The organism is Peribacillus sp. NPDC094092 (genome assembly GCF_050279365.1).
GTDB lineage: Bacteria > Bacillota > Bacilli > Bacillales > DSM-1321 > Peribacillus.
The window spans coordinates 1,201,154-1,214,081 of record NZ_JBNNUC010000001.1 but is presented as its reverse complement, the minus strand read 5'-3'; the positions used below and the strand labels follow the sequence as shown (position 1 = coordinate 1,214,081).

Below are 12,928 nucleotides of genomic sequence, written 5' to 3'. Positions count from 1 at the left end.
GTGCTGTTTTTTTATGTTTGATAAATTCTGAATTTGTTTTGGGGACATAAAGGTTTTTAATAACGCTGTGGCGAATTAAATTATATTACGATAACCGCGATAATGGTGAATGTGTCATGAAAACGAATGCGATGAATAACGTCACTCAGGTTGGAAAAATGTTTTTATAAAGGAGCGTACATATGAAATTTAATGAGTATGAATATAAACGTCCTGAAATGGATGAAATTAAAACCCGATTCATGAAAGCTTTGGAAAAGTTTACTGGCGCTGCTAATGCTGATGCGCAAATAAAAGCCATGGAAGAAATTAATGAAATCCGAAATTATGTAGGTACGATGTTTAATTTGGTTTATATACGGCATTCCATTGATACCAGAGATGATTTTTATAAAGCTGAGAATGATTATTTAGATGACTTCTCCCCTGAAATGGAAGAATTAACTTCAAAATATTACACTGAACTCGTTTCCTCGAAATATCGTAAGGAGCTTGAGAAGAAATGGGGAACTCAACTATTTGACCTGGCAGAGGCCCAACTCAAAACTTTTTCGCCGGAAATCATACCACAGCTGCAAAAAGAAAATAAATTATCAAGTGAATACTCACAATTGATTGCCTCTGCAAAAATTCAATTTGATGGAAAAGAATTAACACTTGCGCAGCTTCAGCCTTTTATGGAGTCCTCTGACCGTGGGTTAAGAAAAAATGCAAGTGAGGCATATTACGGTTTCTTTGAAGATAAGCAGGAGGAATTGGATCGTATATTCGATGAGCTTGTCAAGGTGAGGCATGGGATTTCGACAACGCTAGGTTATCGGAATTTCGTGGAACTCGGGTATTATCGAATGACACGCACTGATTATGATGCTGAAATGGTTGCTGCATTCCGCAAGCAGGTGAAAGAGGAAGTTGTACCCCTTGTCACCCGGCTGAAAGAACGTCAGCGTAAACGTCTTGGATTGGAAAAACTGAACTATTATGATGAGAATTTTCATTTCAGAACGGGTAATTCCATTCCGAAAGGCGATGCTGAGTGGATCATCGAAAATGGGAAAAGGATGTACCAGGAGCTTTCGCCTGAAACTAATCAGTTTTTCAACTATATGATTGATAATGACCTGATGGACCTTGTGGCGAAGAAAGGAAAAGAAAGCGGTGGCTATTGTACTTTTATAGAGGACTATAAAGCACCATTCATCTTTTCTAATTTCAATGGTACTTCCGGGGATATAGATGTTTTGACGCATGAGGCAGGTCACGCATTTCAAGTGTATCGCAGCCGTGAACTTGATATTCCTGAGTATTATTGGCCTACATATGAAGCGTGTGAAATCCATTCGATGAGCATGGAATTTTTAACTTGGCCATGGATGGAGCTGTTTTTCAAGGAAGATACGGAAAAGTATAAGTTTTCCCATTTAAGCGGGGCCCTCATATTCCTACCGTATGGGATAGCTGTTGATGAATTTCAGCATTTTGTCTATGAAAATCCTGATGCCTCCCCCGTTGAAAGAAAGCAGGCTTGGCGTAGGATCGAGATGGAGTATTTGCCACACCGCGATTATGAAGGAAATGAATTCTTGGAGAATGGCGGGTATTGGCAGCGGCAAAGCCACATTTATCAATCACCTTTCTATTATATCGACTATACATTGGCCCAGATTTGTGCTTTCCAATTCTGGAAAAGGTCGACTGAAAAAGATGAAACGGCTTGGGGGGATTATTTGAATCTGTGCCAACTTGGAGGCAGCAAGTCGTTCCTTGGTCTTGTTGAATCTGCGAATTTGAAATCCCCATTTGATGACGGTACTGTAGAGTCCGTTGTCAAGGTGATAGACGAATGGCTCTCCACTGTAGATGATCAGGCATTATGATATATTAGGCTGTATGAAACGAACGCTTGGAGATTATGCCAAGCGTTTTTTAATCTTTCATACGTTCGGAGTGTGGGCTTGAAATATGATGATTTAAGCCCGTCAGTGTGAAATGCATAGCGAGTTCTTGACTTCACAATGAGAAAATGTTGGCACAGGAAAAAACAGCAGGCGTAAGGAATATTGCGCTGTCTTAAAAGTCTCTTCCTTACATATAAATGTAAGGGAGGAGGGGAGAGTATGCTGTCAAGGTGGTCAGGGAGTTTTCAGATTGCAGCAGTTTATGTGGGCACAGTCGTCGGAGCGGGATTTGCAACTGGAAAAGAGATTGTCGAGTTTTTTACCCGTTATGGCTTTTATGGCTTTATCGGGATTTTAATAGCGGGTTATATTTTCATTTTTACTGGGACGAAAATCATGCTCATTTCCTCAAGGATAAGAGCATCTTCTTATGAGGAGTTCAATCAATTTCTTTTTGGGAGGAAAGTAGCGGGAATCATCAACTTCTTTTTCCTTATCATGCTGTTAGGGGTGACGGCTGTCATGATTTCGGGTTCAGGGGCCGTTTTCGAAGAACAACTTGGCGTGCCTAAAAGCATAGGGAGTTGGTCTACCATCATCCTGGCATCCTTGGTCCTGATGATGGGCATGCGCGGTGTTTTCACTGTGAACTCTTTTGTTGTACCAATCATGATCTGCTTTAGCTTGATCCTTTTTTTCTCGACTTTGGACAATGGGGATTTCTTTAAGACACTTACAAAAGTTCCTGATGATGTGATCACCGTGAAAATGATTTTGTCACCATTTGCCTATACAGCTTTTAACCTTGCTTTGGCACAGGCTGTGCTGGTTCCGGTTGCATATGAAGTTCAAGATGAGAAGGTCATTAAGAATGGAGCAATTCTTGGTGGGATATTCCTGACGATCATTTTATTGACGGGGCATTTTTCGCTTATGACACTTCCTGACGTGAATAGGTATGAAATTCCTTCAGCGGTTATTATGAGAACGGCAGCCAGTCAGTTATATTGGATGTTCATTTTGGTGATTTACGGGGAGATATTCACTTCGGTCATCGGAAACATATATGGATTACAGAGGCAAATCAGCAATTATATTAAATTGCCAAGCATGATGATCATAGCGGTGATTTTTTTAATAGCTTTGATTATCAGTGAATTCGGATATGGAAGGTTACTAGGATATATTTATCCTGTTTTTGGATACATAAGCCTCCTTTTTTTAATGCTGGTCTGGAAAAGCAAGGCGGGGAAGGAGTAATGAAGAACGGAGGGCCTGTCCTTAGCCCTCCGTATCAGGGTATAATGAATGTTCACCTTTTCATCAGCGTTTTAGCCATCTCTAGAAAAGCATCCCGGTAATCTCTATCTTTTTTCGTGAATATAGTTAAGCGGATGGGTGATTTTTCATCTTTGAGCAATATGGATGTAATCACATCATCGCCGCTTTCCACTTCAAAGCCCGTTCCTCCCTCGACATCAAGTGAAGGATCGCTAATTGTTTCTGATATGCTTTTCAGTTGGGCTTGAACATTTTTTTCCACCTCATCCCAATTGACATCCGCATTCAACAATTCGATTCTCATATAAATGGAGTCATCTTCAGTCAGGAACACGATATCCTTTCCAGGTTCTTCGGCACTTAACTTAAATTGTTGCAAAACATAAAGGCTGAACGGTTGATTATCACTTTTCTTTAGGAAAGCAGTTTTTTCTTTTGCTTCCCCGTTAATAGAATATTGCAGGTTTTGCTCCATCAGTCTTACTTTGTTATCACTTCGGTTATTGTGATTATCTCCTTGAGAGGTATTGCTTTCGTTCCCCTCTGTTACTGAGTCTTCCTGTGGCTCATCTGCATTTTCGTCTGTGGTCGAGCCGCAGCCAGTCAGAAGAAATGCGGCGAATGTGACACAGCCAATATAACGTGTCCAACTAGTCATGTGTTTCCCTCATCTTTCTGATAGAAATTTCAATCTGAATTTGGAGTCACCTGCATCGAATACAGGTAATTTGCCCTTTAATGAATTAGACGGAATGAAATGGAAATGGTTACAAAAAGCGGGGAAATCAATTCGCAGGATGCGATAAAGTGAAAAACGGGATGGTCATCTAGTAACCATCCCGTTTGAGTACATTCAATTATCCTATGATTTTATAATTTTTATGGTTGACGACGGTTTTTTGTTCAAGTTCCAAATCACGATAATTTTCCATATACGTGACGTCCACGATTACTGAGTTCTCGTTCACTTTCTCGACGATTCCTTTTAAGCCTTCTCTAAATTCAATGATATTTCCAACTTCCGCTTTCTTCATGGCAATCATCCTTTCCCATTTTGTTTCCAATGATCAAAAAGTAACTATGGAGTAATTGGATTATTCGAACATCTTGCGTTTTAGATTTTGACGTGGGAAGTGCTAGTAAGAGAAAAAGTTATCTCTTATGTCGGTACAGTAAGCTAAACTTTTAAAGGAAGGTACGATTTCTTGTAATGGAGCAGCTGTAATGATGTGGCATAATTTGGTATGTCTTGCGAACGCAGTTATGCGTACCAGTATGTAATTATATGTACAAAAAATGCCAATCATTTTACATTATGATATTTTACTATACAGTTTGCACTATTTTAAAGCATTCGTAAAGAATTAAGTAGCAGTGGGGCCCAAAAAGTTCTGGAATTATATTAAGAGGCAAGCTTATGTTAAAATAAAAACGGAATTTCTCCTGTAGAAATGATGGAACATTTGATGAGTAAGGAGGATAATCTTATGAATGCAGAAGAAGCAAAAGATGTACTGGATAAACTGGCAAATCGGGAAATGGATGAATTCAGGATAACAAAAGAAGAATTTTTACCTTTTCGTGAGGTTCTTGTTAAAAGGGAAGACTTTAAACATTTTCGGGGGAACGCTCAACATAACGGTGTGATAATTTATACGTATTTAGAAGAAGCGAGAAGTTAATGGAAATAATTCAGGGTGGCTCATGATTGAGCCACCCTGAATTATTCATTATGGAGAAATCAATTGTTTCCTTAATTTATTTAAAGCGGACCTTCTCCATGATTTGACGGCTGCGGCAGTAACTTGATATACCTCAGCAATTTCAGTCACCGTTTTATTCCCCAAGTACGTCTGTAAAAGCCAGCGTTGCTGATTCAGTGTCAATCCATCCGTGTAGGTTAAGATATTATCGATGGCAAAGGCCTCATCGTGTATTGAAAATGGATCTTTAATCTCTAGTATGAAGGAATCAAATGGTTCGGTGTGGGCTTCATATTTATGGTGGTGCTTTAATTCGTTCAGAATTTTGCCTTTGATTACCGTAAAGGCATAGTTGGAGAACTGACCGCATTCCTCATTGAATTTTCCATATGACTCCCATAAAGCAATCAATCCTATTTGAAAATATTCTTCCTTATTTTTATAGATGGAAAGTGAGCGGATTATATGATGGATCATCGGCGTGAATTCGGACGTTAGTGCTGAGAAATCTTCCATTAAGCAGCCACCTATAGAAAGTGCACTTTCCTGTATTCCCGGGTTCTTCTACCATATATAAATCGTTCGGCAAAAGCCAAATGGCATAACGGGTAAATGGAAGGAATAATAAGTGGGTTTTAAAGGGAATAACGAGGATCTTATTAATAGGAAAATGTTGATTCAACTGATTTTAATGAGGCGATGGCCAAATGAAAAACACATCCTTGGATTGGATGTGCCAAAACCATTCAATACTTCTCCATTTAATGTAAAGCCATAGATCATGAGAGGCGTTCAGTTTGTCGACAAAAGGGAGTTCGGAATGGTCATATGTAAATAAAACAGTTTGCGACACTCCTGCCGAAAAACTGGCTAGCCGAGCCCCTCTTGATGCTTGCTTTGATGAGGGTAGGCAGACAGTCGGCGGAAAGTGAGCGGGTTTCTGAAATCACTGAAACGATTAGTTGAGGGTCTGTAAAAAGAACGTTGATTTCCACTACAGGCACTTGCTTTCCTCGGACGGTCCGGGAGCCTCCTCGGCGCTTTTTTACCTGTGGGGTCCCCCTTGTACGCGCTTTTCCTGCAGGAGTCTCGTACCTTCCGTTCCAATCAACTGGACTCATCCCAAATCAAGTTTGAGACTAGCTTACCTTCAATGGTTTTCCTTCAATCAAGCTGGAACTTTTTTCAATAAAGTTAAACTGTTCTTCCTTTAAATTGTCTACAGTCTGTACATATAAAGATATGTCTTCTTACTCCTCCTCATTAAAATACGGAAGTGGGGGAGAAAAAGTTATGCTTCATACCTGTTATATATCATTATGTACCCCCTGGAATTTCCAAATGCGAGTTCGGAAGCGGGCATGCCAATAACCATTGTATTTGTTAACTTTGCGATTTTCGGAATCCAGCATCCTGTGCGTCTTTTTCGGTACAAAACATTTCTTCCGGTTTGGTTATTTCGTAATATTGGCCCGAAGGAATGTGATATATTTTGTTGCCTTTAGAGTTTATATTCCCTTTAATTTGCGGGTTACTGCAAGATGCATTTGGCTTTTCCACTGAAGCTTCCATGGACTTCGAATCATCAAACCCTTTTGAAGTTGCATAGTTTTCAATTGACCAAATACCGATTTCATCTTTTTGGGCTTGTTTCTGAACATTTTCCAATTCATCTAGATATTTCGTGTTCGGTGCATAAACATAAGCCACCCTGGCCAGTCCTTTTTCAAGCAGGAGTTTATTCACCATTTTACCGTCAACATAAAAATAGGCCAGCAGCCGGCCATATTTATCTCTTTCACCAATGCCGGTTTCTACTTCCACTTCAGAACCCGCTGGCATTAGTTCCTTGGTGAATTTGCTTGCTTCAGGTCCAAAAGGCTGAACGGGCTTGGATGGGTGCACGGTTTCTGGAGTATCTACCAAAAGAAGCCTGACCGTTTCTTCATTTCCATTAGCCATTTTGATTTTTACAGTATCTCCGTCAACAACTTTAATGATTTCAGCTGTGAATGTCTTGCCTTTTTCTTCATTTGAAATTGAATCTTCCTGTTTGGATTGATTAATTAAGTTATCTGAAGCAGCCTGGCAGCCAGACAACGTGATCAGGCAAAGTGCAGTCAGGAGAAAAACATTCAGATAAGAATGTAAAAAGGAATTTCCGTTCATGTTAAGTCCCTCCATTTATTTAGGTGTTTTCCAAGTCCATCATGGATATATTCGGCAGAAATAATACTAACCTATAAAAAAGGGAAAGAAAATGAAAATCATTGAAATTTTTACATGCATCGCTACCTCATATCAAGATAGTTTCTTATAATGATATGGTGGAGTAAGGGAGGCAGGCGTGTAAAATGATATTTAGGCTTGAAAATATTAGGCATAAAGGGATTTTGAAAATTGATGATTTGAGAATATCCGCTTATATGGTTACATGCTTGACGGGGGAAAGCGGTGCAGGGAAAACCTCACTGCTCCGATTATTGAACAGGATGGATGACCCGGATAGCGGTTCGATCTATTATCAGGATCGGTTGCTGGATGAATTCAACCCGATAGAGCTCCGGCGTAAAGTCACAATGCTTTCCCAGTCACCGTTCATTTTACCTGGTACGATTGAAGAAAACTTGCAGATTGGCCTGGAATTGACAGAACGGAAAAAAAAGGATGAAGCCGAATTGGTTAAAGCCCTAGAAACCGTCCAGTTGCAGAAGCCTTTAGACGAGGGGGCGGAGAATCTTTCTGGCGGGGAGAAACAGAGATTGGCATTGGCTAGGTTACTTTTATTGAAACCCGAGGTGTATTTGCTGGATGAGCCAACTTCAGCTCTTGATGAAGAAGCCGAGCTGACGGTCATGGGCCGTTTTTTAGAAGAAGTGAAGAGCGAAAAAGGAACGGTGATCATGATAACCCATTCAAAACAGCTTACGGAAATATGTGCTGAAAAGAGGATCGTTCTGAAAAAGGCAAAGGAGGGTGACTATTAATGGAGGCGAATGGGATAATAGATATTGAGTTCTGGCGTCTTTGTGCGGCCTACGTCTTTGTAGTGATTTTGCTCATAATCGTGAAATGGCGGGGGATTTCACGGGAAAAGGAAATCATGCTCGCTACAGTACGGATGACGGTCCAACTCATTCTCGCCGGATATGTTTTGACATATATTTTTGAAAATCCCCACCCTTTACTTTCTTTAGGATTTTTATGTGCGATGGCCCTGTTTTCCATCCATAATATTTTTAAGCAAGTGCCTTATACAATTAATAAGAAAATCAAAAAGATGGTTATCCTAAGTATGTTGTCAGGACCTATGGCGGCCTTGTTTTATTTTAATGTGGTCGTGATCCATTTCACGCCATGGTATGAGCCGAGGTATTTCATTCCAATTGCAGGGATGATCGTGGGGAATGCCATGACTGGAGTGACATTGGCGCTTAAAAACCTCCATGATGGGATTAGCAGTAATCGTGAAAAGGTGGAAGCGATGTTGATGCTTGGGGCGACTCCAGCAAGGGCTGTGAAGAAATATGTGGATGCTGCATTCGACTCCGCAGTGCTCCCGACTTTGAACAATATGCTCGGGATGGGGATTATCTTCCTTCCAGGAATGATGACGGGGCAAATCCTGTCGGGGATAAGCCCGCTCATCGCTATTGAATACCAGATTGCCATATTAATCGGGATTCTCGGAAGTGTTTCATTAACGGTGGTCCTTTTCATAATGCTGAGTTTCAGGGCCTTTTTTACCAAAAACGCCCAGTTATCCATTTAATCATTGAAGAATCTGAAAAGTAATAGTTGCAGTTCCATCTATATTTTTGTACTATTTTGTAGGTACCAATAGTTTTGGTTTGTTTGTTGGGAATGATAATGCTATCCTGATAAGGAAAAGGGCATTTCTTTTTTTCATTTCTTTTCTGAGTGGATGGAGAAACCCCCTTACATAACCTATTTTTGTTAATTTATCTTAAAGGAGATTGATTTATATGGTAGAAAAAACATTTACAGTAACTGCAGAAACAGGAATTCACGCTCGTCCGGCAACGTTGCTTGTACAAGCTGCAGGAAAATTTGATTCAGAAATAAACCTTTCTTATAAAGAGAAAAAAGTAAACCTGAAATCCATTATGGGTGTTATGTCATTGGGTATTGGCCAAGGTGCGGAAATTACGATTTCTGCTGAAGGAAGCGATGAAAATGATGCACTAAATACACTTGCTGAAACGTTGAACAGAGAAGGATTAGCAGAATAATGTCCACTTTGATTAGTGGAATAGCAGCTTCAAACGGAATAGCCATCGCTAAAGCCTATCGACTGACAGAGCCGGATTTATCGATTGAAAAAAGAAGCATAGAAGATGTCGGGGCGGAAATATCCCGTTTTAAGGAAGCTATTCAAAAGTCAACAAATGAATTGGAGATAATCAGGGATAAAGCCGAAAAGGATTTAGGGGCCGATAAAGCCGCAATCTTTGATGCACACCTGCTTGTTTTGGCTGATCCGGAACTTATAACTCCCATTCAGGATAAAATACAATCTGAAAGCGTCAACGCTGAGTTTTCCTTAAATGAAACCGCAAGCATGTTCATTACGATGTTTGAACAAATGGATAATGAATATATGAAGGAACGGGCAGCGGATATCCGTGACGTCACAAAACGGGTACTGTCGCATCTTTTAGGTGTTCATATTCCAAATCCAAGCATGATTGCTGAAGAAGTGATCATCATTGCGGAAGATTTGACTCCATCCGATACAGCACAGTTGAATCCTGCATACGTCAAAGGATTTACGACTGATATCGGTGGACGTACATCCCATTCAGCCATAATGGCACGTTCGTTGGAAATTCCTGCAGTCGTCGGAGCAAAATCAGTAACCTCGTCCATTGAAAATGGTGACTTGGTCATTATTGACGGGTTAAAGGGTGAAGTGCACATAAATCCTACTCCTGAACTCGTGAAACGGTATGAAGAGGAGCAGGAAGCCTATGCCATGCAAAAGGCTGAGTGGGCTAAACTGGTTCATGAAAAAACCGTTACACATGATGGCCATCATGTGGAATTGGCTGCAAATATAGGCACTCCGAAAGATCTGGATGGCGTTCATCAAAATGGCGGTGAAGGCATCGGGTTATATCGTACGGAATTTCTCTATATGGGCAGAAATGACTTTCCAAGTGAAGAAGAGCAGTTCGAGGCATACAAAGCGGTGCTGGAAGGTATGTCAGGTAAGCCTGTAGTCGTCAGAACGCTTGACATAGGCGGAGACAAGGAGTTGCCTTATTTAGAGCTTCCTAAGGAAATGAATCCTTTCCTTGGATACCGTGCGATTCGCCTTTGCTTAAATGAGCAGGAGATTTTCCGGACCCAGCTCCGTGCCCTGCTTCGCGCTAGCGTTTACGGGGATTTGAAAATCATGTTCCCGATGATCGCCACACTAGCCGAATTCCGCGAAGCTAAAGCCGTCTTGGCTGAAGTTAGGCAGGAATTGCTTGATAATGGCATTCAAGTTGCCGAAAAAATTGAAGTCGGAATTATGGTTGAAATCCCTTCAACTGCAGTGATGGCTGATATATTTGCGAAGGAAGTCGATTTCTTCAGCATAGGCACTAACGATTTGATTCAGTATACGATGGCCGCTGACCGAATGAATGAGAGAGTATCTTATTTATATCAACCATATAACCCAGCGATTCTACGCCTGGTTAAAATGGTCATAGATGCCGCTCATAAAGAGGGGAAATGGGCCGGGATGTGCGGGGAAATGGCTGGAGATGAAATTGCCATACCGATTTTGATCGGCTTGGGACTTGATGAATTCTCAATGAGTGCCACTTCGATTTTAAAAGCACGTTCTTTAATTAGCCAACTTTCGCTTGAAGAGATGAAAAAACTATCTCAGGAAGTTTTAGGGTTGGATACGAATGATAATGTGAAAGAAGCGGTAATAAACGCTTTGAAGAAATAAAAAAATGACAAAAAATGGCACTCCATCCATAGAATCTTCGGATGGGGTGCTTTTCTGTAATTTTTAATTGAACATTTAAGAAAAAATGTTTATTGCACCAAAATGGGGGTAAATAAAAAGCAAGCACAGTTGTTTTAGCTCTAATAGGGCAGCTGACATTCTCATTTCCCCCTTTGACGCCGGTTGGGTTATCCAACCGGCCATTTTTTTGGCCTCTGGATATAAAAAAACACAAGAATGATTATTCAGATTTTTCACTTTTCGGATATGGCGATATAATGGAATTATAAATTCGAGAAAATGGAGGTCATGATAAAATATGGAATTACATTTGGAAAAGAAAAATGCTTTGATCTTAGCTTCAAGTCAAGGCTTGGGGAAGGCCATGGCAGCTGAATTGGTTAAAGAAGGAGCAAATGTCATGCTAGCCAGCCGTGATGGAGAAAAGCTTGCCGCTGTGCAAAGGGAAATATCGCAGCTTGGGGCTGGTAAAGTTGCTTATATGGTAACGGATATAACAAAACCTGAAGATATTAAAAACTTGGTTAGGCAAACTGCTGAAGAGTTCGGAGGTATCGATATTCTCATAAATAATGCCGGAGGTCCTCCAGGGGGTTCATTTACTGATTTCAATGATGAAGAATGGCAACAATCTTTCGAACTTAATTTACTTAGCTTCATAAGGACGATCCGTGAGAGCTTGCCACATTTGAAGAAACAAGGCGGGAAAATCGTTAATATCGCTTCTTCATCCATTAAGGAACCGATTCCAGGATTGATTTTATCGAATACATTCCGCACTGCAATCGTTGGATTGTCAAAGACGTTAGCTTCTGAATTAGCACCAGACCGGATATTGATCAATACAGTCGGACCAGGAAGAATCGCAACGGACCGCGTTCAGCACCTTGATAAAATGAATGCAGATAAACAAGGCGTCACTCCTGAGGAAATGACTGAACAATCCATTAACAAAATCCCTCTTGGCCGTTATGGGGAACCCGAGGAATTTGCAAAGTTCGTTACTTTCCTCGTTTCAGGTGCCAATACATATTTAACGGGTCAATCCTATTTAGTTGACGGGGGAATGATAAAGTCCATTTAAGGATTTTTGAAACAAAATGATTGGGAGGAATCTGCAGTGATTCAATCGAACAAAGTGATCGGATTCATAGGTTTAGGAGTTATGGGAAAAAGTATGGCCGCAAATCTACTTAAGGCGGGGTTTGAGGTATTTGTTTATACAAGGACGAAAGATAAGGCAAGTGAACTTCTCTCACAGGGTGCGAAGTGGGCATCTGCACCAAAGGAAATTGCGCAGAAAGCTAATGTGATCATTTCCATGGTGGGATACCCTAGTGATGTGGAGGAAATCTATCTTGGGGAAAGTGGGCTTATCGAGAACGGGAAACAAGGAACCCATTTAATCGATATGACGACCTCCACTCCGTCTTTGGCAGTGAAAATAGCGGAGGAAGCCAAGAAAAGAGGCATGGAATCATTGGATGCACCTGTTTCCGGAGGAGATATCGGTGCCCGTGATGCAAAGCTTACGATCATGGTCGGCGGGTCTAGTGAGGCGTTTGAAGCAGTCCGGCCCATTTTTGATATCATCGGCAGCAATGTTGTCCATCAAGGCCCTGCTGGTTCGGGACAGCATACGAAAATGTGCAATCAAATCGCCATTGCATCTAATATGATCGGAGTGACTGAAGCGATTTCCTATGCCCAAAAGGCGGGGTTGGATCCGGAACGGGTATTAAGAAGCATATCATCGGGGTCTGCCGGAAGCTGGTCACTGTCCAATCTTGTGCCGCGGATGGTTGAAGGGGATTTTGAACCCGGTTTTTATATCAAGCATTTTATCAAGGATATGAAGATTGCACTTGATGAAGCGGAAAGAATGGGAATGGACGCTCCTGGATTAAGCCTAAGCAAATCCTTATATGAGGGATTGGCAGAAGCTGGCGAGGAAAATAGCGGTACACAGGCGTTATATAAACATTATAATTAAGTGCTAGCATTTCTTTATCATGAATAAGCTGATAGCGACAGCCTTTACAAAAAGGAGTGAA

14 protein-coding genes are annotated in these 12,928 nt (G+C 41.0%); 10 read left to right on the top strand and 4 right to left on the bottom strand.

Features of this window, described 5'->3' with window-relative positions:
- The first annotated feature begins 182 nt into the window (after positions 1-182).
- Entirely contained in the window at positions 183-1,877 is a 1,695-nt protein-coding gene (locus ACQKNS_RS05775) for a M3 family oligoendopeptidase (protein WP_427641576.1), read from the top strand.
- Positions 1,878-2,117: 240 nt separating this feature from the next.
- Positions 2,118-3,158: a YkvI family membrane protein gene (locus tag ACQKNS_RS05770; protein ID WP_427641575.1), complete on the top strand. Its 1,041-nt coding sequence runs from the start codon at positions 2,118-2,120 to the stop codon at positions 3,156-3,158.
- A gap of 52 nt (positions 3,159-3,210) precedes the next feature.
- On the opposite strand, the gene ACQKNS_RS05765 is transcribed toward ACQKNS_RS05770, so the two are convergent.
- Both ACQKNS_RS05765 and ACQKNS_RS05760 read right to left on the bottom strand, forming a co-directional pair.
- A complete protein-coding gene (locus tag ACQKNS_RS05765; RefSeq protein WP_427641574.1) occupies positions 3,211-3,837 on the bottom strand; it encodes a hypothetical protein in 627 nt (208 codons plus the stop codon).
- Between the two features lie 199 nt (positions 3,838-4,036).
- A complete protein-coding gene (locus ACQKNS_RS05760) occupies positions 4,037-4,213 on the bottom strand; it encodes a YkvS family protein (RefSeq protein ID WP_064505160.1) in 177 nt (58 codons plus the stop codon).
- A gap of 453 nt (positions 4,214-4,666) precedes the next feature.
- Between ACQKNS_RS05760 and ACQKNS_RS05755 the strand changes: the two genes are divergently transcribed.
- Positions 4,667-4,861, top strand: coding sequence for a hypothetical protein (locus ACQKNS_RS05755; protein ID WP_098371164.1), 195 nt, complete (start codon positions 4,667-4,669; stop codon positions 4,859-4,861).
- 48 nt (positions 4,862-4,909) lie between these two features.
- Here ACQKNS_RS05755 and ACQKNS_RS05750 read toward each other — a convergent pair whose 3' ends face one another.
- On the bottom strand, positions 4,910-5,398 hold the full coding sequence (locus ACQKNS_RS05750) for a sigma-70 family RNA polymerase sigma factor (protein WP_427641573.1): 489 nt from the start codon (positions 5,396-5,398) through the stop codon (positions 4,910-4,912).
- Between the two features lie 281 nt (positions 5,399-5,679).
- Between ACQKNS_RS05750 and ACQKNS_RS05745 the strand changes: the two genes are divergently transcribed.
- Positions 5,680-5,814: a hypothetical protein gene (locus tag ACQKNS_RS05745; RefSeq protein ID WP_427641572.1), complete on the top strand. Its 135-nt coding sequence runs from the start codon at positions 5,680-5,682 to the stop codon at positions 5,812-5,814.
- Positions 5,815-6,265: 451 nt separating this feature from the next.
- On the opposite strand, the gene ACQKNS_RS05740 is transcribed toward ACQKNS_RS05745, so the two are convergent.
- Positions 6,266-7,051 carry a thermonuclease family protein gene (locus ACQKNS_RS05740; protein WP_427641571.1) on the bottom strand — a complete coding sequence of 262 codons (786 nt, stop codon included), beginning with the start codon at positions 7,049-7,051 and terminating at the stop codon, positions 6,266-6,268.
- A 185-nt stretch (positions 7,052-7,236) separates the two neighbouring features.
- On the opposite strand from ACQKNS_RS05740, the gene ACQKNS_RS05735 reads away from it, so the two are divergent.
- The 6 genes from ACQKNS_RS05735 to ACQKNS_RS05710 all read left to right on the top strand — a co-directional run bounded on the left by ACQKNS_RS05735 (position 7,237) and on the right by ACQKNS_RS05710 (position 12,867).
- Positions 7,237-7,869, top strand: coding sequence for an ABC transporter ATP-binding protein (locus tag ACQKNS_RS05735; RefSeq protein WP_427641570.1), 633 nt, complete (start codon positions 7,237-7,239; stop codon positions 7,867-7,869).
- Positions 7,869-8,654, top strand: a complete 786-nt coding sequence (locus ACQKNS_RS05730) for an ABC transporter permease (protein WP_427641569.1) — start codon at positions 7,869-7,871, stop codon at positions 8,652-8,654. Before ACQKNS_RS05735 ends, ACQKNS_RS05730 begins: the two co-directional genes overlap by 1 nt.
- 214 nt (positions 8,655-8,868) lie before the next feature.
- Positions 8,869-9,135, top strand: a complete 267-nt coding sequence (locus ACQKNS_RS05725) for a phosphocarrier protein HPr (RefSeq protein ID WP_076366836.1) — start codon at positions 8,869-8,871, stop codon at positions 9,133-9,135.
- The gene (gene ptsP / locus ACQKNS_RS05720) at positions 9,135-10,853 is read left to right on the top strand and encodes a phosphoenolpyruvate--protein phosphotransferase (RefSeq protein WP_427641568.1); all 1,719 of its coding nucleotides are present in this window, start codon (positions 9,135-9,137) and stop codon (positions 10,851-10,853) included. The genes ACQKNS_RS05725 and ptsP overlap by 1 nt, the downstream gene beginning before the upstream one ends.
- A 319-nt stretch (positions 10,854-11,172) precedes the next feature.
- On the top strand, positions 11,173-11,958 hold the full coding sequence (locus ACQKNS_RS05715; RefSeq protein ID WP_427641567.1) for an SDR family oxidoreductase: 786 nt from the start codon (positions 11,173-11,175) through the stop codon (positions 11,956-11,958).
- Between the two features lie 6 nt (positions 11,959-11,964).
- A complete protein-coding gene (locus tag ACQKNS_RS05710; RefSeq protein ID WP_427641566.1) occupies positions 11,965-12,867 on the top strand; it encodes an NAD(P)-dependent oxidoreductase in 903 nt (300 codons plus the stop codon).
- Positions 12,868-12,928 lie beyond the last annotated feature (61 nt).